The following is a 22,091-nucleotide window of genomic DNA, read 5'->3' on the forward strand; positions in this document are numbered from 1 at the left end:
ATTTGCACACACATTGATCGTATCACTGGAGGGAGATCCGTGTCATCGACGGCTTCGAAGTTGCCACGCATAGGGTGGTCTTGATTGAAACACTCCAACTACTCTCCTTCGTCGGATTCCTCGTAACCTTGGCGGGGTTCGTGTTGCTGAAGTGGAAATCCGACTGCAAGTGGGTTCGTTGAGCCGCTAGCGGTATTCTCAGCGACTACTCTCGTGATAGTCTTGTGTTCCGCTCAAATAGCATCGACGGAAAGTGCAACTGCCTGAAGAAGATTTGACTAATCGGTCGACAATAGAAGGACGCTGGTAGAACTAATCGGGATGGTCGTTCTCACTCGCGTCGTGCCTGCGTGGCTCGTTCCAACGGCTCCCGAACCTCACTCCATTTCTGGATTCGTGCGGAGCGACTGAAACGCTGTGACCGCCGTAATCACGTGTGCGATACACGAGGGTGGTTGATTGAGAGGATGCACATAACGTGTGTAGATGGCGAGCCGTATGCTCTTGTGCAGCCATACCGTAATGACGCCACGATGACCGGAATTGCGTTCGTCTGTGTCGGTAACGCAGGTCGAAGCCAGATGGCAACTGCACTTGCAGAGCGAGAGCGGGCTGAGCGGGGTATGGATGTGGAGATCATCACCGGCGGTGTTGATCCGGCTCAGAGCGTCCATGACGAGGTTGTCAAAGCGATGGGCGAGATTGGTATCGACATCAGTGACCGGAAACCACGACAAATCACACCTAAGGATATCGAAGACGTGGACTACGTCATAACGATGGGCTGTTCAGTCGAGCAATTCCGTCCGGACGACTGGGACGGTGAAAGTTACGTTTGGGAACTGGAGTCCGCTGACACCCGTGATCAGCGTGATGAACTCAATCGTCGCGTTAAACAGTTCTTCGACGATCTCGAACAGCACAAAGGAGAACCGTAGCACACCTCCATTTCCAATTGGGTGAGTCACAGTTGTACGTACGCGAAACCAATATTGGTTATTTTTGACCAGTGGGATAGCCAGATCTCGTTGCTGGACAGTTTAATGTCTTTCGAGGACTTGACCCGAAATAGTGGCGTTCTCAAGCGATTATTGGGGTAAGAATTCGGTCGGATTCTCCGTGGGTGAATTTACCGGGGCGATAGGGGATTCAGTTACGGTGTTCCCAGTGGTCGTCGCGATTGCTGCCCTTACGGAGCTCTCGCTGACCCACCTCCTTCTCGGGTTCGCAGTATTCCAGATCGTCTGGGGGCTCTACTACGGCCTTCCGGTATCGGTCGAGCCGATGAAGGCACTCGCCGCGCTCGTAATCGCAGGCGCTCTCACGGCGAGCGAACTCGCAGTCGCGGGTCTCCTCGCCGGCGTTGTTCTTCTCGTGGTTGGATGGACCGGTACGCTCGGTCGCATTGAGCTGTACGTGGGTCAGCCAGTAATTCGAGGCGTTCAACTCGGTGTCGGGCTCATTCTTCTGGAAACTGGCATTCAACTGAGCCTCGATGGGTTGACGCTCGCACTCCTATCGCTGGGCGTCGCAGCGGTCGTGATTGTCGCGGGCTATCAGAAAGCGAGTGCACTTGTCGTCCTCTGTGTCGGTGTCGTCTTCACAATGACACAAGTTGGCATCCCAGCACCACAGCTTCCTGTGTTTACGATTCGCCTTCCGAGTCTGTCATCGGTCTCTGTGGCGACGCTCGAAGGAACGGTCGCGCAACTTGCAATGACTGTCGGAAATGCCGCTGTCGCCACTCGTTACTTCTCTCGGACTTCTACGACGCCGGTGTGTCTGCCGATGAACTCTCGACGAGTATGGGCGTGATGAATCTGTTCGCCATTCCGCTCGGGGCTATGCCAATGTGCCACGGAAGCGGAGGTGTCGCTGGAAAGTACGCCTTCGGTGCCCGAACCGCCGGAGCGAACGTGATTCTCGGATCGATTTACGCGGTTGCTGCTGTTCTGGCGGTCGGTATTGTGGCTGCATTTCCCCCTGCCGATGCTCGGGGTTGTCCTCGGTTTGATTGCTATCGAACTCGGGCGAGCAGGTCTCGACACGGATCATTTGCCACTCACGCTTGGAATTGGATTGCTCGGCGTGGTGACAAACATCGGTATTGCGTTTGTGGTGGGTGCCCTTGGATATCTTCTCCTTGAGCACATGTCGTAGTCACTTCTCGGGTCAAATCCCTCTGAATGAGAAACACGCAGTGTTTTCAACACAACATCGAGAAGTGTCAGATACCTAGGTTTCGACAATGCCAACCATTCCACATTCTCCCCCGACCCATGGCCGGAAACCTACCACTGACTGAGATCTCAACGAAGCTGTTGTTGCTGGTCTGGAGAACTTTAAACGGGAAATCCTTCTACATACACGTGAGATGATGCGAACAGCCGTTCTCCCCTCTGACTGGCTACCTCACCGGGTTCGCCACGGGGAGCAGTCCCGAGGAGAGTATCCGGCGAAGGAGGACAACGATACCGTTCTCCAGGCCGTTGGCGAAGATCGCCTGCTCGTGTGATTCGTCGTGGTCGGCGTCCGGGTAGAACGAACTGACCAGCAACGTCGTGCGGTCAACCAACAGCAGGCGGCTGATGGCAACCTCGTCGTCGCTCGCGGGCCCCAAGAGCCAGTCCAGTTCGGTTTCGAACACCTTCACGGATGGCATCTCGGTATCGAGCTTGGCGATGATCGCGTCCGTCTCGCCACCGATGATCACGTCCACGCCACGGTCGACCGCGTCGTGGAGCCGCTCGTACAACGCCTCCGTCAGGAGTTCCTCCTCGACGACCACCAGCACGATCTCCGAGTCGGCGTCCGCCAGCAGATTGTGTGTCCGGGCCTCGATTCCATCGTGGCCGGACAGCGTCCACACCTCCTGCATCCGGTCGCTGTCGTCGTCCTCCGGTTGGAGGTCGAGCGCTTCGAGGTGTGACTGAAGGGTGTCGATCCGCGTGTCGTACTGCTGACGCAAAATCGCGGTTGCCTCCTCGATGCTGACCGCGCGAAACTGCTTGGGGTTAGAGTGCTGCACTTCGACCAGCCCCTTTGACTCCAGCACGCGGACGGCGTCGTACACCCGGGTCCGAGGAACCTCCGACAGCTCGCTGATTTCCTTGGCTGTCCCCGTCGCAAGTTGGGTCAATGCCAGGAAAGACCGCGCCTCGTACTCTTTGAGCCCGAGGTCCTGCAACAGATTCACCGTCTTGGCTTTAAGTTGTTCCGCGGTCATTAGATGGTCCTATCATGCTTGACTGGTTGAGAGGCCTAATTCACGCTCGGTCGGGATTTGGGTGACTGACTCTCCACACTTCGAGCAGGCGTCCATCTCCTCGCTAATGTACGTCGTCTCACAGGCAGGGCATGAATACAAGGCTGTAGTGACTTCGTGCTCGGAGTTTTGACGAGAGGACTGTGGCTCGGTCTGTGTGCGCCCACCGAGTCGGGAAGGCCACGAGTGGAGACGCCGGCTCATTGGGTTACGGCCATACCGTGGCAACGACGTACTAACGAATAAGCCCTTTTTACCATATAACCCTCATATTTGGAAAATTCAACCTAAACCATTTCTCGGTGGATATATTGAAACTCGGATGTGACCGAGAGCCTATAGACGCAGATGGATTTGAAAATTTCAAGCGATTCCCCGACTATCCTTGATCGGTGACCGACCCGTCGTCGGTGTCGTCCTCCTGATGCGCGTCGGGGCCCGTCCGTGGATAGAAGTGGTCCCATGACTGGACCTGCGTCTCGGAGATAATCTCGGAACTGTTGATCGTCATGCCCAAGCCCGCCAGTTCGTTGCGGATCTCTTCGATTTCCCTGACCGTGCCGGCGACGACCTCGACGTGGACATTCCGTTCGCCCCCAAGCAAATCGCGGGTGGTCACCACACCCTGAACGTCGAGAATCTGTTCGGCCAGCGATTCCAGCTCATTCGGATCGACCGTGCAGACGAACATGACGTGGAGGGGGTAGCCCGCTTGCTCGTAGTTGATCTCGGGGTGGTAGCCCCGGATCACGCCCTTCTCTTCGAGTTTGTCGAGGCGATTCCGGACCGTCGTGGAGGTCACATCCACCTTCTCGGCGATCTCCGTATCGGTCTGACGGGCGTTGAGCTGAAGTTGGTGCAAGATGCTTCGGTCCACGTCGTCGAGTGGGTTGTCGTCCATACTGTGTCCTTGGACGGGGCGACTGAAAAGTCCGCATGGGCCCTTCACTGGCAGAGAGTGAAGCAGTCCGTCCGATAACTTCGCAAGCATACGGATCGCCCGTTTCAGGCGTTTACAACTGAATCGAGCGCCCACATTGTGCTGAATCTATCCTCTGTATCTTGCAAGACCGATACCAATATGCCGAGAAGCTATCAGAAACGGTGTACTGTATAGAGGGCGCGTATCGGTCACTGATATCTCAGCCGTTGGTGAGAAGACGAATTGGTAGAGACAGAGGAACAAGATACTGCATCGGATCTTAGCGTTGTGATTCGCGGAGGATCAGCGGCTCGATGGCAAGTGTCCGTTTCGCTATGGTGACGACGCGAAGGACGTACGAAACGAACAGCATGAATGGAACGATCGTCACCGCAAACGCACCGCCCACGACGAGGATGATGTGATCGAGACCGAGTGTGCTTCCCGGGAACGTCCCCCCATCGACGATTCCGACCATGATACCCGCAACAGCCAATGCCGGGACTGCAGCATAGAGAATCATCTGAGACAAGTCGATGAGTGCCCACTGGAAGTACAGCGTCTTGATGTGTTCGCGCGCCGGACCAAACAGAGACAGCGCTGTTTTGAGGTCGTCAAGTAAGCCGCGTTCTTCCTCAGTGAGGCTCTCTTCGTATTCGTTCGCGAGACGTTCAACTTGGAAGATTTTCCAGCTATAATTGAAATTCAGTGCGGCGAATAACACATCGAACGAGCCGAACTGCGCATCCTCAAGTTGGTCACGGACCAGGTCAGCGTTCCCAGTGACGCTTTCAGCGAATTCATCGACCTCTTCTCGGAGGTTCTCGTTATTATTCTTGTCAATAGACTCTCGAAGAGCCGTCGCCCGTTGTGCCGTGATTCCGATGATCTGCCGGAGGAATTCGGATGGATCAGCAGGACTCGGAGATCCGATTAATTCTTCAGTAAAGTCCCGGACATCCATCGAACTGGCCATCCGCTCGCGTTGATCGCCGAGCGGGCCGTTCTCTTGGGAGAGGACGAGCTGACCGATCGTGACGACGAGTGTTGTCCCAGTCACGATGACCGTGATCATCGTCGAGAACATCGTCTCGATCATGTCGCCGGACTCGATTTGCCGTGAAAACGGTGGATCGAGGACAGCGACGGCGATGACGAATGCGACGAACACTGCACTGGTCAGGACGCTGGAGACGAGAAGGCGGTTCGCGCGCAGCAGCAACCAGAGTTTAATCCGACTCTCGCCCGAGCGCTCACGCATCGTGTTGGCCGTACTGATGTCGGTCTCGTCAGTCATACTGGCTCATCCGATTGGGCAGGTCGCTTGAAAACGAGATACTTGGTGCCGCCTCCTTCGTAGTCGATCGTCTCCACAAACTCCCAGCCATCTCCACCGAGTTGATTCAACTCTGCTTTCGGATCCTCTGCTTCTTTTTGGGTCTCATCGCGCGGCGGGCGAAGCGTCTCGTACTCCCAGCGGGTCGCCTCTGATTCGGACATCACTCCTAGTAGGTACTGCAGCCCTCTATATCCCGTTCCACTACCGAGATGGTACATTATACGGAGAACGGATTTATCGGTCTGTCTCTTTCCAGTCGTCCGTGTCTCCTTCACGGAATTCACCCTTGGCATGGCGCTCGTGGGGCCAGAAGGTAACGCCCAGCAGTACGACGTAGAACACACCCACAACGGCAACCACAGCAATCCCGGGGATACGGGCGATTCCAGCGATTGTCAGCCAGTCTTGACGCGGCGCGAACGCGGTAATCCTGAAGACCCATGCGACCAATAGGACACTGAGCAGAGCAAGGTACACACGCCGGAGCCGGTTTGCGAGTGCTTCAAATACCGAGACTTTCAGCGTCGGCCTGCGATAGTCCCTGCTCAATTCTACCCGCCAGTCGTGGCTTTCGACACCTTCGGACGGATCGAGGGCGTTTGCGAACAGGTTCTCCTGGAGAAGCCGAACGCGCGAGCGAAAGACATCGTAGTCCCGGTACCGCCGTGCTTCGATGCCCAGAAAGATGGTGACGACAACGATACCGATCAGCAAGATGTAGTGTGGGTTATCAGCACTCGAAAACGCCCACGTCAAGATTGCTGCCATCAGCGTCACCGCCCACGTCGTCGTCTGGTCGAGGCGCTGGCGCCACGTCCCCACTCGGTCTATCTCTCCGCGATAGGCGTGGGCCATCACCGAACCGAGTCCCGTACTGTCGTCAACCATTTCGCGGCCAATCTCCCGCTGGTCCGGTGCTGTTGGGTCGAACTCGTCGCTACTCGAATCGGTCATAGGGGAGAGACATCTCCTCGCTCCATAAGCAGGTATGGTGACGGCGTACTCTGAGTGTCATGTACTGGAGAACATCATAACAGTACGCATCTCTAGTGATCGGCATATTCAGTGAAGACCGCTCGGAAGAAACGGAATCAGTTGCTGCATACATCCTCTGTATCTTGCACGGTCCCATTGGACCTACCGATACGCTGCCAGAAACGGTGCTTCTCCCATGTCAATTTCTGTGGGTTCATTTCCCCTCGACATTGTTCCACAGAAGACTTTTGTCACGTCGTATGAATCGACGAACAATGCCCTCCCCACGCCTCGCCTATCGAGTTCTCGCGTTCTGTGTTCTCATTTGTGTCTGTTTGGGTACCGCTATCGCCTCGTTCGGAATAGTCCACGGGACGGCCAATACGACGATGGGGTGTTTCCCAAGCGTTGACTCGGTAGAGCAAGGAGAGGCTGTCGGAGACGTGGTTGACATCGAGATGCTGCTCTGTTTCACCGGCTCAGTCACTATCGAAGGTCCGGGGTACCACGGCAATGCGACACTCGGAGATGGACACCATTCCGGACATGTAACACTACATCTAAACACCGATGTCAACGATTCAGCCGTCTTCAACGTTACCTCTGACCGACTCGACTCAGTCCCGATGAACGCGACCGGAGACGGCTCATTCGAATCTGGAACCTATACTGTCACAGTCCATGACGGGAGTGGAGACGTCGCTGATATAGTAACCTTCGAGCTCAGCAAACCTCGGGCCCGAACACCGAATTCCACAAGTGACAACCTTACCGTGTATCGGACATCGAACACCAGCCTCGAAAGCGTTGAGAGTATCGAGGAGGCGATTGTGAACGGTACCATCGAACCTGCAGACACCGTGGCTGTGGGAGAGACCCTTGTCGTAGTCATCGACTCTGAGCGACTCGCCGACACGATGAGTACCACCAACGGCTCGACCACTGCGAGGTTCTTCACGGCGCTCGACGGAGACGCAGAGTTCCGCATCATCCAGACGAACCCGACCACGATGGCGAATAGAAAGGTTGCGTCGATGGGTCCGAAGAATGTGACGGTCTATCGTACTAGGTCAAGAGTGTACGCTGTTGTTGAGACAGGTAACCTTACGGTCAAGTATCGCCGTGTCCTTCGAAATACGCAATTCGACAGCGGAGAGCGCTACGCAGTCCAATTTGGGTACGAACTCCCCGACGACTGGTCTCGGGGGACCGTCCCATCAAGTCCGATCATCGAGTTCCAACCACGGTCGCAACTGACGACAGAACAGTCGAGGTCCACAGAACAACTGCGAACATCAGCAACGTCAACTCGGGTAGAACCTGAAACGTCCATGGTAGAGAATTCGACAACGACGACCGCTGAGCAAGTGACCATGAATGGAAAGGAGGGAAATCAGACTGGGACGTCTGGAGTACCGGGGTTCACGGGACTGATGACCCTCATCGCGCTAATTGGCTTTGCAGTACTGTGGTCTCAACGTTTATGAGTGAACTACCTGGCGGATCGCCGTACTGGTCACTTCTGACGATATCCTTGATCTGCTTGAGCAGCCGTTGACGTTTAGTAGTGAGTCGATCATCGTGCGCTTGGTCGAGCCCATCATAAACCAATATATGCACTGGAGGTCGAGAGCGTTTCTCTGCGGTAGTTGGACCAACCATTGGTTATAAACCGGCAATTCGAACACCCTCGTTCAAACATGAACCGAACCAGTACCGATGGAATCTATATACATCACCTATTCGCTGAGCGCCTATTTGTGCATAGATCGCGTCTGGTGAATACATTCGCGTCGAACCCGGGCGGTTGCGTCTATATTGGCATGTAGAACCGCGACCGTGAGCATCCCGACGAACGCTCCGTCGAGCGCCGAGACTTCCGACGGTGGTCGAAGGCGAGGCGGTCGCGTGGTCCGCTCTAATGCTCTCTACTTGGACCGGCTAGCCCGCAACTCGTATTGGAATTGACTTGCTTGGTCAAGCGTGGCACCCTGGACCTGAATTATCGCTTCTTGTTCGTTGAAGACAAGTGCAAGCCCGGTCCCCACACCCATCGGGTAAAGGTTCGTGATCCCCGGGACTGGTCGGCAGGGAATGATAGAGCGCTCAAGGACGAGCGAGTTCGCTGCCCCTCCTCTCTCGTAAATCTCAGCGAGTTGCCCCACGAATCCCGCGGTATTGGGGTCTCCAGTATCCACCCTCTCGCCGGTTGGTTGGCGATAGGACGATATCATGCGGTATCTCGCCGACCGGCCGGATGCCAGTCTCACAGCCTACTTAGATTTGTGCATCTCCACTGGCCAACACTGCTGTTTAGTGGAAAGCTATTTAGAACCGGTTTCTGAAAGCACCTCGTACGATGGAGCGAAACCCGGATAAGTTCGTCACCTTTCTCCAGCAGCGGGCTGGGCAATCTCTCCGCGCAGTCCGGTTCTATTCGGAAACTAATCAGCGGTCTGTCTACGCACGGGACGACGTTCAACAGGAAATCTCCCAAACAGACATCGAGCAGATAGTCTCCCAAGCACGTCGGGAATTAATGGAACGAGCGGACGACCAATGGCAGTTCACCCATGGTGAGATGGAAGCTACAGTACGGATTTTCCAAAATGCCGTAATAATTAACCTCCTCAGTTCCGGAAACTTCGGGGTGTTGTTGTCTCTTGATGCGGAGATCGCCTCGCGCTTGCACTCGTTCATCTATGACTGTCAGTCCTGGTTAAGCGACGAATAGCTCTGACCAAGACTACCTGACGGAGACCGAGCTCTAAAAGTAAAAGCAAAGAACATTAGAGAAGTCTTAAGTAACGGTAGTGAGACGACCGAGTATAGTTGAGCTAGAGAATGAGTGAATCCGACCAAGGGAGTTCGACCAGTGGGGAGAATGTTCTTCTCCGGACCCCAGCGATGGGCGAAAACACCGACGGCTTCGACTTACTCTCTGACACAGATCTCACTCAGACAGACCTTCTCGTCGTTTCCTACCACCAATCTCCGGATAGCTGGCTCCGCTCGTGGCTGAAAGAAGCAGGTGAGCATCCTGCCGGACTTGGATTCATCCGCGTCGGGGATACGATGCGGTCAGCGGCAGCTGCCCAATCATCATCACGTCCTGCACAAGGCCCGGACACTATCACCGGCATTGCCGATCCCCGAGATTTGACCGAACTCGGGATCCGAATCAGCGAGTATCTGGCGGCATGGGACGGGAACGGACACGAAATTCAGATCTACTACGGACACGAAATTCAGATCTACTTCGATTCCATCACCTCGTTAGTCCAGTACACAGAAGATATCCAAACGGCGTTCCAATTTCTCCATGTTCTCGTCGGCCGAGTTCAGACGGCAAACGCGAGCGCGTTCTATAAAGTCACGCCTGATGCGCATTCAGACCAGACGCTTGCGACGCTGTCGAGTCTGTTCGACAGAGCAGTGGAATATAACGACGTACAAGTTGAGAAGGAGAAGTAGTTTCACACATCCAGATACTGTAGGCTTGTCAGTCACCACCAATCGACCACGCCATCTCTGCCTCAACAGGTAACTCCTCGGTATCAAGGATTTCAGCGATTTCCTGGGACGTGACGCTCCTCTGCTGCTCGGCGGTCGCCATCAGCTCGACAAACGCGCCCTTCGGGACGGCCGTAGTGTCCCCGGCCATCTCGATGTAGAAGTCGGCGGCCCGATCTATCGCTTTACTCTTCGTGTTCTCGCCCGTCGCGTCGAGGAGGGCGTCCATGCGTCGTTCCCGCGAGTCTTCATCCGAAGGTGCATATTATTGGGCATTATCGTATCACCGTGAGGATTTTGAGGTAATCTTCGGTCCAGTCAAGGATTTCTCGGCCTTTTTGATAGATGTAGACCGTGGTGATGCAGAAGCATTTGTCGATAATGAATTCGCTCAAGGAAACCTCTCAGAACAAGCTCACGAAGAAGGTTTAAAATGAATTGGAGAAGTCACTTACGACTTTAATTTAGAAAAGTAATTTGGGGAGCTTCTTTCGTCTGATGAGTTCAAGGCCGTTTTTGACGATATTGATAGATATGGAACCTATGTTCCGTCAATAGTTCTGCATTCAGACATATCCGAGAGCATTCAGGGATTTTTCAGAGGAAGGGGTGAGCTTGTATCTGACTTAGCTGAAGGAATATCACTCTCTAGGTTTTACGACTCCATGAAAAATATCGTAAAGTCACTCCAGAACCAAGGACTAGATGTCTTCATTGATATTGACAAAATCCAAACTAAGGGGTTAGAAGCACTATCAACGTTACCTGCATCGGCGGCTACCGTTACTATGGCTCCTTATATCCCTCCTTCGGTGACGGAATCCTTTACACTTTTACTGTGGGGGTATAGCGTAAAGCGGAATCAAGAGTCACTCCGTGAACAAATACGAGATGAATTCGGTGTTTTGCTTGGCTCAACTCAAGGGAAGCCGGATGAAGAGTTCAGTTGTGAAAATGAGTTCTTGAAACCAAAGCGTGATTCCGATTTTGAAAACGGCGTGGTGGATTCCTTGATATCGTCGAAACCATTGAAGAGAAGATAGCTACACCGAGACCGTAACATGCACATCTCAGTTCGGCATTCTAACACCCCAAATCGGTTCTTCACTGTACGAAATACGGGTTCCCGTACAGCCTACACCCACTGTATCACGGACCACCAAAATACAGGCAGTATCACCTCCAGCCGACAAGCCGCCAACAAACGTGAATCGGGATTTCAGCACTGTGTAGCCGCCTTCTTACTTCAATCCCACCTATTGAGACCATCGTTCTCAACACTGGCCCCGTACTGAAGCCCCTCCCCGGTCGAAGTGCAGGGCTCCCCTCTCCTGTACTCTCCACTGACCACTAAGTCGTCCCCCGGCGTACATCCCGTAACCAATGGCTGCCTCCGCTTCGAAGGACACCGAATTCTGGTATTCGCGGGGACTCGGCCAAATTTACGATACCCTTGAAGCCCATTCAGATGGTCTCTCGACCGAGGAAGCCACAAACCGCCTCTCTAAACACGGACCAAATCGCCTGCCGAAAGCCAAGACGGTCACTGTCTGGCAGATCTTCCTTCGTCAGTTCAAGAACCCGCTCATCTACATTCTCACTATCGCGGCAATCGTCTCGTTCGCTATTGGCGAGGAGACTGACGCTGGGTTCATCGCTGCGGTACTGTTGGTCAATGCCCTGGTCGGCGGGATTCAGGAATGGCGTGCGGAGCGCAGTAGCCAGGCACTCCAGCAACTCATTCGTACCCGCGCGACGGTCATCCGAGATGGGGAGACACGCGACATCGATGGAGAGGAGGTCGTCCCAGGCGATGTCGTCCTCCTCGAATCGGGCTACCGCGTTCCTGCAGACATTCGTCTGGTCTCCACGCACGACCTGGAGATCGATGAATCAGCACTCACCGGCGAATCAGCCCCTGTCCTGAAAGACGAGGAGTGGGCAGGCGACGACCGGGCCCCACTCGGAGATCGACGCAACATGGCCTATGCTGGCACTGTGGTTAATCGGGGACGGGGCCGCGGCGTGGTCGTCGAAACCGGTGCCGACACAGTCGTCGGCAGACTGGCCGAGGACGTCACGGCCGTTGAAGGCGGGCAGCCACCCCTCGTGACGCGCATGGAGCGGTTCACCCGCATCGTCGGCCTCGTCGTACTCGTCGCCGCAGTGATCACTGCGCTTCTCGGGATTTTCGTCCAGCAGTACGACGCCGTCGAGATGTTCCTGTTCGCCGTGGCGCTGGCCGTGTCGGCGATTCCCGAAGGGCTCCCCGTCGGAATCACGGTCGCATTGGGTGTCGCTAGCCGGCGAATGGCGAAAGTCGGCGTCATCGTTCGTCGTCTGGTGGCTGTCGAGGGCCTCGGCAGCTGTACGATGATCGCGTCGGACAAGACCGGGACGCTGACAGCCAACGAACTGACCGTCAAACAGATCCAACTCCCCGATGGAAGCACGTTCGAGGTATCGGGCGAGGGGTACGCCCCGGAAGGAAACGTGCTTCAAGACGGGCACCCCCCGGAGCCCGATCTTGCAGACGAGTTGTCTCGTCTCGCCCGAGCGTCTGTACTTTGCAACGAGGGCCACCTGTCCCGACGAGACAACGAATGGGCGTGGCGTGGTGACCCGACCGATATCGCCCTCCTCGCGCTCGGTCGCAAGCTCGGGTGGTCCCGCCAGGCGGCGCTTGATGCGCATCCACTGATCGACGAGATTCCGTTCGAGCCGGAGCAACGCTATGCAGCGACCTTCCACCGGACAGCAGACGAGACGCGGGTATTCGTCAAGGGCGCGCCCGAGCGCGTTCTGGAGATGTGTACGGATGCGAGCGAGGGCGAATTTTCACAGCCAGCGCTTCAGCAGCAGGCAAACGAATTGGCGCACGACGGGTACCGCGTGCTCGCTGTTGCGGAAGGAACAGTAGAAACCGACGCAGAGCTGGAACAGCCGTCGTCCGAACCAACCGACCTGACGTTTCTGGGCTTTCTCGGGTTGATCGACCCGCTTCGGTCCGGCGTGGCGGAGGCGATTGCGTCGGCGCAACAGGCAGGTATCACAGTCACGATGATCACCGGTGACCATCCTGAGACGGCACTCGCCATCGCCCGTAATCTCGGACTTGCCGAGTCAGCAAACGAGGTTACCACTGGGGCCGAGCTGATGGACGTCTCCCAAGAGAAGCTCGCGGAAATCCTCGAAACGACTCGGGTGTTCGCACGCGTCTCGCCGGACCAGAAGCTTAAGATCGTCGAAGCAGCTCGTGGCCTCGGGCATTACGTGGCGGTAACTGGTGACGGCGTCAATGATGCCCCTGCACTCCGCCAGGCGAACATCGGTATCGCCATGGGAAAGATGGGAACCGACGTTGCCCGTGACGCGGCTGACCTCGTCATCAGCGACGACAACTTTGCGACGATAGTCGCAGGCATCGAACAGGGTCGGGTAGCCTTCGACAACATCCGAAAGGTCATCTTCTTGCTTATCTCCACCGGCGCTGGCGAAGTGGTACTCGTTCTATTGAGCCTCGCAGTCGGCCTGCCACTTCCACTGTTGCCAGTCCAGATTCTCTGGTTGAACCTCGTCACAAACGGGGTTCAAGACGTCGCCTTGGCCTTCGAACCCAAGGAGGGGAACGTGTTGAACCGACCGCCGCGCTCGCCGGATGAGCGGATCTTCAATCGAATCATGATCGAACGGACGCTTGTCTCCGCGCTCGTGATCGGTGTAATCGGGTTCGGAACGTTCGTCTGGTTACTGGATCAGGGACTCCCTGAAGCCGCCGCACGGAATCACCTGCTACTGCTAATCGTTCTGTTCGAGATCGTCAACATCGGCAACGCCCGATCCGAGACGACGTCCCTGTTCCAGTTGTCACCGCTCCAGAGTCCGATATTGCTTACAGGGACGACTGCAGCGTTTCTGATTCATCTTGTAGCGATGTACTTCCCGCCTGCCCAAGCGGTCCTCGGAACGGCACCCGTCGGTCTGGAACAGTGGCTCGTTCTCGGTGCCATTGCCCTGACCATCGCAGTCGCTATCGAACTCCACAAACTGAGCTGGAAGGCACGGTACCCTTCACGCTCCGAGACAGAGAGGCAGTCCCCCTCGCAAACTCACGAGAAGGAGGCGTAGGACACGTCGTCAAAGTCCCCTCACAGCTTCCGCTCTCTGCTGGAGACAGCCTTATCGAAGAGCACGGTGAAGAAGAGCAACTTCTGGATGATGCGGTCGAACAAGCCACCGCTGCCGGTGTCACCGTCGAATCCCGGATGCGCTACGCTCGAGATGTTGCGACAGGCATCGTTGGAGCTGTCGATATACACGATGCTGATGCGCTTTTAGTGGGGTGGCGCGGGCGGCCCCGACGACCCGATGTCGTATTGGGGAGTTTTCTCGACCATATCCTCGGAGAAGCCCCCTGTGGCGTCTTCGTCAAACGTATCCAGTCCCCCGCGGGCGATATCGAGTCGATTCTCGTTCCAGTCGCAGGAGGCCCTCCATAGAGAGCTTGCTGTCGAACTCGCCGGAACGATTGCAGCACAACGGAATGCGACACTGCAGCTTCTCCATATTCAACAGCCAGCTGCGACCGAGTCGACGCAGGAAGACGCTGCCGTTCTTCTTAGGGGGTATTCATCTCTTCTCGATGACATCGATACCAATGTCGAGTCAACGGCCCTCCAGAGGACCGTCCCGACGGGGGCCACCAAACAGATATCCTCCAGCAGGATGAAGACGATACCCAGCTCCAAGACGACGACCACCATACCCTCGACCAATTTTAGCCCGTCTGAAGGTCCGCTATAGAACTGCATTCTTCTGCGTTATCGGGCATCGAGATATCGGGCCGATAATTCATCACGAACTGACGCAGTCTGCGACTGAAGCCCATCGCTAACGTGTACGGGATATTCAACAGGGTTCTGAAGTCTACGTGTCTCCTGTGGGAGTTTCTGGAACTGTCTGCACGTCCGGTCACGACTCTCGTCTAGTGACGGAGGTGCATATACAAGCGATCCATCTATAATCACGTCAACGAGCTGTTCGTCCCCCGGTGCATCCTCGTCATGAAGCGCCAAGACGTCCCGCTCGAATTGCCCATCATCTTCGACCCGGCGAACACTCTTCTGCCCGGGATAGGTCACCTTACCGGTCGAGAGCTTCATGCTCGGCTGTAACTCGCCGTCGCGTTCGACCGCAACAAGTTTGTACACCGCATCGAGTGAGGGGGCATCGTCACTCGTCACAAGTGCGGTTCCCGGACCGAACCCCGTCGCAATGCCGCCATTCGTAAGGAAGTCCTGAATCTCGTACTCGTCGATGCCCGAACTAATGAAGATCCCAGCCTCGCCAACAATCTCCGCTACTTCCCTGGAGAGTTCGACGAGATCGCCGGAATCCAACCGCACCCCGGAGATATCTGTCCCCCGTGCTTCGGCGACGTCCATCGCCGTCTGCGCGCCGTTAATTGTGTCGTACGTGTCGACGAGTAAGACGGACTCCTCGCCGTAGACGTCAACGAACGCCTCGAAGGCCTCGCGTTCGGTCGGAAAGCTCTGGACCCACGAGTGCGCCATGGTCCCGAACACGGGGATGTCGAATTCGTGGCCAGCGGCGACGTTCGACGTTCCGGTGAATCCCCCGATGTACGCCGCCCGCGCCGCCTTCATCCCGGCGTCCGTCCCGTGAGCCCGCCGGGAGCCGAAGTCGACGAGTGACTGGTCGTCGCCGTGTTCATTGACGGTGTCACGCATTCGGGCTGCCTTCGTCGCGATCAAACTCTGGAAACCGATCTGGTTGATCAGAACAGTTTCGAACAACTGGGCTTCGAGAATCGGTGCAGTTACCTCCAGCAGCGGTTCGTTGGGGAACGAAACCGTCCCTTCGGGTAACGCACGCACGTCACCGGAAAATTCGAACTGTTCGAGATAGCTGAGGAATTCCTCGGAGAAGTCGAATTCGGTGAGGAACGCGAGCGCCTCGTCGCCGAACGATACCGTCTCTAAACATTGGACTACCTGTTCCAGGCCAGCGGTGACGACATAGCCGCGGTTAGGGGGGAGATCTCTGTAAAAGAGGCTGAACGTCGCAGTTGGGTTGTGTCCAGTTTCGATGTATCCCTGCATCATCGTCAACTCGTACAAATCGGTGAAGAGCGCGAGATTCTTGTCGGTAACCGTTCCAAACGTCTTCCGTGTCATTCCCATGGAGACCCCGATGCCACCCTCAATGGAATCACTAATAGTTCCGAGGGTCGATAGTGGAATCGGCGCGTCCAAATGCAGGCGAATTATTTTACTCGGCAAGATGTCCGATGTCCATACAGCGACAGAATTTGCCCATCGCGACCGATGACGAACGACGGTCCCCGACCGAGAATCGCCATCTCGTACCACGCTAATCGCGGTAATCCCGTAAAGCGCGAGCTCTTCGATCACCTTCGGTCCTGGGCCGACCTCGCACTGCTGGACCCGGAACGAGAACATCCCGACCTCGCCGAACGGGACCTCGATTTGTATCATATGGCTCGCTGGCATCCTGCGGCCCTCGCAGACCTCGAACGGGCGTGTGCTGCGGGGATCCCAACGCTCAATTCGTATTCCGGGGCGGCGCGACTCGAAGACCGACTCGAACGGTGTGAGACGCTTCGAGAACACGGGTTTCACGTACCGGCGTTTCAGTTTGGACGGGACGTCGAGATTACACTTCGACCGCCAGTCCTGGTCAAGCCACGTCACGAACTTGGCTCAGACGGCCACGGGTTTCGTCTCGTTCGCTCCGGGCCGATCGAATTCGAGGGTGAACGGTTCGTCGAGCGATACGTCGTCCCCCGGCGCAGTTACAAGATTTTCCGAGTCGGTGAACGCGTTCGGACGACTAGACACGAACCGCCGGACGGAATGCCGAAGGAAACGAATACTCGGCGGCAATTCGTCGAACTAACGGACGAAGTTGCCACGCTGTTCGAGCTGGGGATATTCGAACTTGATGTCGTCATCCACAAGAGCCTGTACGTCATCGACGTGAATCCGGTAGTGAGCCTCGAAGGCGTCGCCAACGCCGTAGATATCTACGAGGCCTTCATCCGGAAGACAATACGTAAAAACGCGTCCCAACGGTGACTTCGAGTTCGTCACCAGTTCGCCTCCGCGAGAGTGCCCTCCTCGTCGGTGGCGAGGTCGTAGTAGGTCACCGTTGCCTCGCGTTCGTCGGTATCGACAGTCATCCAACGCACGTCGCCCGCATATGAGGGGTTACTCCCGCCGAGGTGGCGTGCAATGACGTACTTCACGCCGTTCACCTCGGTGGTCTCCCGTCCGTGGTCCGAGGAGTAATGGCCGGAGTTGACGAACACCGTGTTCCCTCGCTCAAGGAGGTGCTGGACCGACGGGTAATTGAGGGTGAACCGGTAGGCGCTGGTGTAGCCCGTCTCCCAGTCGGGGTGGAGTTCGGTATGCTTGGCCAGCGGGGCGTGGCAGAATACAAACGTCGGGACATCGGGATCACCGTCCATCAGGCGCTCCAGCATCGATAGCTGTGGCGCAGTGACGAAGTTCTGCGTCTGCGTGAGGTGATGGAAGCCCTGATGGGGGTTCGAGTCGAGGAAGACGTAGCGCGCCCCGTCCTCGCGGAAGTGAAACCACTGTGGGTACTCTTCGGGTGGGAAGAACTCCTTCCACACTGACAGCGGCCGATCGTGATTGCCGCGAATCGGGTGATACTCCCCGTCTAGTTCATCGTCGAGCAGCGCTTTCGCTCGCCGGAAGTCCTTTCGGTAGTACTTGTTGTCGGGGTCGTCGTGCCAGCCGCCCCAGTCGGTCCGTTCGGGGTAGTGCGACGCCAGCGTACGAAGGTCACCACCCACGACGGTCCAGTCGACGCCGACCTCGTTGAGTTTCTCGCATGCACGTCTGGCGCGAGAGACGCCGTCGTATTCGCGGCGCTCACACTCGGCGTGGGTGTCCGACATCACGTGCAGGTCGAAGAGCAGACCAATCGTTCGCATGGGCTCACTCGCTGTAGAGAGCGACGCTTGTCCCTTGGTCGAGATAACCGGTCCCGCCGGTCGCCTTGGCTTTGAGTTCGTATCCCGCGAACACCTCGCCGAGGTCAGTGTAGTCGCCGGGTCGTTCGGGCGCGAATTCTACGAACGGCGTCTGAAAGTCGTCACCCTCCTCGTGTGTGAGGTCGATCTCCACGTCGTAGGGCTTGCCGTCACGCAGATGCGTCGTCCGGAGGTAGACAGTGAGCGTCGTCCCCGTCGTCACTCGTACGTGGCCGCGAACGTTGAGGTAGAGCGGTGCGCGTTCGATATCGCCAGCGTAGGGGAGCGTGAGACGGTTCTTCTGGACGATGACGTACTCGTCACTCGTGATCTCCCAGTCGATATCGCCGGGTTCAGATTGGCGTGGTGTTGACCCCAGCGGCCACGACGCGAGTAGTTCCGGGCCGCGGGTTAGCGGTTGGTAGTCTCGCGAGACGAGCCCGGATGGGCTCCGGTCGACCGGCGAGTCTCGATCGAGTGTACGCTCAAATTCGTCGGTCACGGTGGAATACCCCGAGAAGGTTACCACGGTGACCATAAAGAGTCTACTGCGAATCGTGATGCGAGTTCATCGCGATGAGCGTTCAGACGGGTCCCTGGGGACCCAGATAGCCCCATGCGTGTAGTCGATCGCCGTCGCCGTCGATCCATCGGTCGCCGATGTCGTCGCGGTAGTAGAGGTTTGGAATGATGACGTTGTCGACGCGCTCGTAGCACGCCGCCTGCGCTTGCTGCATCGTCTCGCCCTTCCCGGTTACGACCAGCGGCATTCCGGATTCGCCGGCGGCACGCCACTGCCCGTCGACGTTCTTCACGTCCTCGATGTGGATGCCCTCCCTGTCGTCGGACTCGAAGACGATCGCGGCGTTTCGGGAGTTCTCGTCGTATGTTTTCTCATCGTCGAACGGAAACGGTGGCAGCACAATACGGACACAGATTTGGTAGCCTTGGTGGACGCGCAGCTCGGGCACGCGACCGTGGGCGAGTTCGTAGAAGAATTCCCCCGTCGGCGACTCCATCCCCTCTTCTTGCAACGCAATCGTCGGATAGCCGAAGCGAGGCGTGAATTCGAGGGGGTAGATATCGGTTGCGTTGACGATGCAGTTGAGATCGATGCTTCCGACGTATCCCTCCGCGGCGAGCCAGTCTTCGAGTTGTCCGAGTGTCCGCTCGAACAGCTCGTTCCGACGGCTCCAGAACATCGACGTCCCCATCTCGCCGGTCGATGGCCCGATGTTGCCCGGGAAGAGCTTCTTGTGTTCGAAGTTGAAGTTGACCGGTTCGACGAACCGCTCGCCGTTGAAGAATCCGCAGACGGCCACCTCGACGCCCTCGACTTTCCGTTGGAGCTGAAACCCCTTCATGCGGTGGCCCCACGCTTTCTCGTAGGCCCGAAGCACGTCGATGACGTCGCTGCCGTCGTCTTCGGTGCCGACGTACAGGAGTCGCTTGACGTTCTGGACCTCGCCGAGCGGCTTGACGACGTACGGACCCGGGTTCTCCTCGACGTGGCGGATGCCCTCTTGAAAGTCCGAAAATTCGTGGTGGTCGATTGTGGTAATACCGTTCGCTTCGAGGACGTCCATCGCATACCCGCGGTCGTCCTCCAGTCGGTCGGTGTTGGAGGTGCCGCCGACGACGGCCATCCCCTCGCTTCGGAGGTCTTCCGCGAGTCCGCCGGTCCCCAGCTCTGACCCCCGCCAGATATCGTCGAAGATGATTACGTCGGCCCACTCGCGTTCGGCCTTCCAGTCGTCGGTCTTGGGGACGAATCCGTCGCCGATCTCCCGGTCGCTCTCGGCGTCGATGTAGTATTTTACGTCGTGGCCCTCGCGGTGGATCTGCCACGCGAGGTCGCCGATGAGTGCGGCGTCCGCCGAGACGAAGAGAAATCGCTTGGAATCCATAGGACACATACAACAGTTACGACCAAAAGCATACACGACGAGCCGTCCAGGACCCGATTTATGGAATACCCTTATCCAGTATAGGTGTATCCGCCGTCGACGACCACCGATTCGCCGTTGACATATGAGGACAGGTCGCTGGCCAGATAGAGGGCAGCACCGGCGATGTCGTCGGGTTCGCCCAATCGACGGGACGGAACCTGTTGGACGAAGGCGTCTCGTGCCTCGTCATCGAAGTTCGCGTCCTGTAGCATCGCGGTTTCGACGCCGCCGGGATGGATGGCGTTTACCCGAATGCCTTCCGGGCCGAGTCGGTGTGCGAGGGCGTATGTCAGCAACCGGACGGCCCCTTTCGAGGTGCAATAGGTGACGTACCCGCCGTTCCCGAGGATGCCAGCGATACTTGAGACGTTGATGATGCTTCCGCCGCCGTTCTCGACCATTCGTTCGGCGGCGGACTGCGTACCGAAGAACATCCCCTTGACGTTGACGGACATCAGTCGATCGTAATCGTCCGGCGTGACGTCGAAGAACTCCTCGGTCCGGAAGATGCCGGCGTTGTTCACCCAGACGTCGACGTTCCCAAACTTGTCGGCGGCTTCAACGGTCGCTTCGAGGTCCGCTACGTCGGTGACGTCACATTCGACGAAGGCGGCCTGGCGATCCGTCTCGTCGGTGATGAGTTCGTGCGTCGGTACCCCACCTTCTCGCGGCGTGTCGCGAACGTCGGCGACGACCACGTCAGCACCGTTCTCGGCGAAGGCGCGCGCAATGGCACGCCCGATACCGTCGATGCGCCGGTTACTACCGCTACTTCATCGGTGAGTAGTTCACTTATAACTCCTTAGACCACGTTCAGAATGATAACTCTGTATCGGAACCACCCAACCGATTCAGGGCAGACGAGAAGAGTCTTTAGTCGCCGTACTACCGGGCTCGTCAGCCTCTGTGCTCTGGTCCTCCGAGCGTCTATTCAGTCAATAACTCTGGCAGTTCGAACGGTTCTGTCGTTCCTTCGACGGCGATAATCTTCTGTGACGGAACGGAGACGTCTACGCCGAGCAACCCGGCGAGGCTTGGCTCCGTCGTTCCATCATCGCCAGTGAGAATCGACTCGACGTCGATTCCGGCTTCGACCGTCAGTTCGACGGTCGCACGCCAGTTAGATTCGAGATCACCGCGAATCCCATGGATGGTCCGAATCCGCTCACGCCCGAGCAACTGTCCGTCCTGCCGTGAGGTCTGATGCACGCGCTCTCCTTCTAGTTTCGCTACAGCGTCGACGAAAATACGGTGGAGAACGGGTTCTGAGAAGGTCACCGTCAAGTGGTAGGTCTGTCGGAACGGCAACTGTTTGACCCGATCGACCATCTCACGGGTCGTTCGAGCGAATCCATCAACCTCAATCACTCCATGAGCGGACTGGTTGATGTCCGACTCGAGACTTTCGAAGTCGATCGTTCGTCGTCGAGGCTCTTTGATTTCGATGACGAATGGCCGACCAGTGCCGAGCACCAGCGTGTCGGCGTGCTCTCGGCCCGCACCGTGGAAAACTGTCTCAACCCCGTCCATCGCTTCTCGAATTGGCGGAGACACGGTTTCCTCGACGCTCTGTTCGGCGAGGCGACCGCTTCCGCCGCACCGCTCGCACGGTTGCTGTTCGCCTTCCCGCCACACGCCACCCCAGCCACCGCATTCCGGACAGGTGAGCCGCGTCTGGGAAACGCCCGGTTCGAACTTTCGATACCGACCGTACACAAACGCCGGGTTAATTTGGACATCGACGTTGTCGAACTCGAAATCGAGGACTAGAGTTACGTCCGGGCGCTCGAGGTCCGCGATCGCTCCGGTCAGTTGTCCGACCTGCTTGCCGACCTCGCGGTTGCACTCCGATTTGAACGACTCGCCCCACTCGACGGGAACGTCGGCCCGTTCGCACAGCGTGCGCTCATTCGAGGTGAGGAACGGAGGTTCGCGCGTCCCGACGAGGTGTTACTTCACAACTCCGCCAGCTAATGCGAAGGAGGAGGTAGAGCTTGCATCACCTCGCCAATCAAGTAGCGGGATTTCACCGTCTTCGTCAGACGATTAGACCTCAGAAATCGAGCATCAGAGTCCAAGAGAGATAC

General features: G+C 57.0%; 20 protein-coding genes and 3 pseudogenes. 10 read left to right on the forward strand and 13 right to left on the reverse strand.

The annotated features are described in order from the left end of the window. Nucleotides 1-297: 297 nt before the first annotated feature. The 3 genes and pseudogenes from E2484_RS26010 to E2484_RS11690 all read left to right on the forward strand — a co-directional run. Nucleotides 298-411 (forward strand): annotated as a pseudogene (locus E2484_RS26010) (arsenic resistance protein); the annotation flags it as partial. Nucleotides 412-533: 122 nt separating this feature from the next. Further along, the gene (locus E2484_RS11685) at nt 534-938 is read left to right on the forward strand and encodes an arsenate-mycothiol transferase ArsC (protein WP_137285415.1); all 405 of its coding nucleotides are present in this window, start codon (nt 534-536) and stop codon (nt 936-938) included. Nucleotides 939-1,071: 133 nt separating this feature from the next. Then, nucleotides 1,072-2,160: pseudogene (locus E2484_RS11690) on the forward strand (putative sulfate/molybdate transporter). Between the two features lie 247 nt (nt 2,161-2,407). Here the strand turns inward: E2484_RS11690 and E2484_RS11695 are convergent. The 5 genes from E2484_RS11695 to E2484_RS11715 form a co-directional block, all read right to left on the reverse strand. Continuing rightward, nucleotides 2,408-3,226 carry a TrmB family transcriptional regulator gene (locus E2484_RS11695; RefSeq protein WP_137285416.1) on the reverse strand — a complete coding sequence of 273 codons (819 nt, stop codon included), beginning with the start codon at nt 3,224-3,226 and terminating at the stop codon, nt 2,408-2,410. A gap of 418 nt (nt 3,227-3,644) precedes the next feature. Beyond that, the gene (locus E2484_RS11700) at nt 3,645-4,166 is read right to left on the reverse strand and encodes an Lrp/AsnC family transcriptional regulator (protein ID WP_137285417.1); all 522 of its coding nucleotides are present in this window, start codon (nt 4,164-4,166) and stop codon (nt 3,645-3,647) included. Nucleotides 4,167-4,467: 301 nt separating this feature from the next. Continuing rightward, nucleotides 4,468-5,484 carry a hypothetical protein gene (locus E2484_RS11705; protein WP_137285418.1) on the reverse strand — a complete coding sequence of 339 codons (1,017 nt, stop codon included), beginning with the start codon at nt 5,482-5,484 and terminating at the stop codon, nt 4,468-4,470. Then, nucleotides 5,481-5,687: a DUF4177 domain-containing protein gene (locus E2484_RS11710; RefSeq protein ID WP_137285925.1), complete on the reverse strand. Its 207-nt coding sequence runs from the start codon at nt 5,685-5,687 to the stop codon at nt 5,481-5,483. Before E2484_RS11710 ends, E2484_RS11705 begins: the two co-directional genes overlap by 4 nt. A gap of 73 nt (nt 5,688-5,760) precedes the next feature. Beyond that, nucleotides 5,761-6,480 carry a DUF2270 domain-containing protein gene (locus tag E2484_RS11715; protein WP_137285419.1) on the reverse strand — a complete coding sequence of 240 codons (720 nt, stop codon included), beginning with the start codon at nt 6,478-6,480 and terminating at the stop codon, nt 5,761-5,763. Between the two features lie 296 nt (nt 6,481-6,776). Here E2484_RS11715 and E2484_RS11720 point away from each other — a divergent pair, with 296 nt between their 5' ends. The 3 genes from E2484_RS11720 (at nt 6,777) to E2484_RS11730 (ending at nt 9,975) form a co-directional block, all read left to right on the forward strand. After that, a complete protein-coding gene (locus E2484_RS11720) occupies nt 6,777-7,988 on the forward strand; it encodes a hypothetical protein (RefSeq protein ID WP_137285420.1) in 1,212 nt (403 codons plus the stop codon). A gap of 872 nt (nt 7,989-8,860) precedes the next feature. Beyond that, entirely contained in the window at nt 8,861-9,235 is a 375-nt protein-coding gene (locus E2484_RS26280; protein WP_137285421.1) for a DUF7522 family protein, read from the forward strand. 110 nt (nt 9,236-9,345) lie between these two features. Next, nucleotides 9,346-9,975, forward strand: a complete 630-nt coding sequence (locus E2484_RS11730; protein ID WP_449272302.1) for a DUF7504 family protein — start codon at nt 9,346-9,348, stop codon at nt 9,973-9,975. 28 nt (nt 9,976-10,003) lie between these two features. On the opposite strand, the gene E2484_RS11735 is transcribed toward E2484_RS11730, so the two are convergent. Further along, nucleotides 10,004-10,243, reverse strand: a complete 240-nt coding sequence (locus tag E2484_RS11735; protein ID WP_137285423.1) for a hypothetical protein — start codon at nt 10,241-10,243, stop codon at nt 10,004-10,006. Between E2484_RS11735 and E2484_RS11740 the strand changes: the two genes are divergently transcribed. The 3 genes from E2484_RS11740 to E2484_RS26015 all read left to right on the forward strand — a co-directional run bounded on the left by E2484_RS11740 (nt 10,242) and on the right by E2484_RS26015 (nt 14,513). Next, on the forward strand, nt 10,242-10,451 hold the full coding sequence (locus E2484_RS11740; RefSeq protein WP_137285424.1) for a hypothetical protein: 210 nt from the start codon (nt 10,242-10,244) through the stop codon (nt 10,449-10,451). The two genes, E2484_RS11735 and E2484_RS11740, sit on opposite strands and share 2 nt — an antisense overlap. A 946-nt stretch (nt 10,452-11,397) precedes the next feature. Then, the gene (locus E2484_RS11745; protein WP_137285425.1) at nt 11,398-14,142 is read left to right on the forward strand and encodes a cation-translocating P-type ATPase; all 2,745 of its coding nucleotides are present in this window, start codon (nt 11,398-11,400) and stop codon (nt 14,140-14,142) included. Further along, nucleotides 14,067-14,513, forward strand: coding sequence for a universal stress protein (locus E2484_RS26015; protein WP_394347914.1), 447 nt, complete (start codon nt 14,067-14,069; stop codon nt 14,511-14,513). Before E2484_RS11745 ends, E2484_RS26015 begins: the two co-directional genes overlap by 76 nt. Before the next feature lie 69 nt (nt 14,514-14,582). Here the strand turns inward: E2484_RS26015 and E2484_RS11755 are convergent, their stop codons facing one another. Both E2484_RS11755 and E2484_RS11760 read right to left on the reverse strand, forming a co-directional pair. Next, nucleotides 14,583-14,777, reverse strand: coding sequence for a hypothetical protein (locus tag E2484_RS11755; RefSeq protein ID WP_137285427.1), 195 nt, complete (start codon nt 14,775-14,777; stop codon nt 14,583-14,585). A gap of 57 nt (nt 14,778-14,834) precedes the next feature. Further along, nucleotides 14,835-16,211, reverse strand: a complete 1,377-nt coding sequence (locus E2484_RS11760; RefSeq protein ID WP_137285926.1) for a nicotinate phosphoribosyltransferase — start codon at nt 16,209-16,211, stop codon at nt 14,835-14,837. Nucleotides 16,212-16,910: 699 nt separating this feature from the next. Here E2484_RS11760 and E2484_RS11765 point away from each other — a divergent pair. After that, nucleotides 16,911-17,132: an ATP-grasp domain-containing protein gene (locus E2484_RS11765; RefSeq protein ID WP_137285428.1), complete on the forward strand. Its 222-nt coding sequence runs from the start codon at nt 16,911-16,913 to the stop codon at nt 17,130-17,132. Between the two features lie 11 nt (nt 17,133-17,143). Here the strand turns inward: E2484_RS11765 and E2484_RS11770 are convergent, their stop codons facing one another. The 5 genes and pseudogenes from E2484_RS11770 to E2484_RS24955 all read right to left on the reverse strand — a co-directional run bounded on the left by E2484_RS11770 (nt 17,144) and on the right by E2484_RS24955 (nt 21,903). Beyond that, on the reverse strand, nt 17,144-18,016 hold the full coding sequence (locus E2484_RS11770) for a metallophosphoesterase family protein (RefSeq protein ID WP_137285429.1): 873 nt from the start codon (nt 18,014-18,016) through the stop codon (nt 17,144-17,146). A 4-nt stretch (nt 18,017-18,020) separates the two neighbouring features. Continuing rightward, nucleotides 18,021-18,557 (reverse strand): hypothetical protein, encoded by a 537-nt coding sequence (locus tag E2484_RS11775; protein WP_137285430.1) that lies wholly within the window; start codon nt 18,555-18,557, stop codon nt 18,021-18,023. 82 nt (nt 18,558-18,639) lie between these two features. Then, entirely contained in the window at nt 18,640-19,962 is a 1,323-nt protein-coding gene (locus E2484_RS11780) for a phosphoribosylamine--glycine ligase (RefSeq protein WP_137285431.1), read from the reverse strand. A 71-nt stretch (nt 19,963-20,033) separates the two neighbouring features. Next, nucleotides 20,034-20,800 (reverse strand): annotated as a pseudogene (locus E2484_RS11785) (SDR family oxidoreductase). A gap of 131 nt (nt 20,801-20,931) precedes the next feature. Next, nucleotides 20,932-21,903, reverse strand: a complete 972-nt coding sequence (locus E2484_RS24955; RefSeq protein WP_321112646.1) for a tRNA pseudouridine(54/55) synthase Pus10 — start codon at nt 21,901-21,903, stop codon at nt 20,932-20,934. Between the last annotated feature and the right edge of the window lie 188 nt (nt 21,904-22,091).

Origin of the sequence: Halorussus salinisoli, assembly GCA_005239435.1 — an archaeon.
GTDB lineage: Archaea > Halobacteriota > Halobacteria > Halobacteriales > Haladaptataceae > Halorussus > Halorussus salinisoli.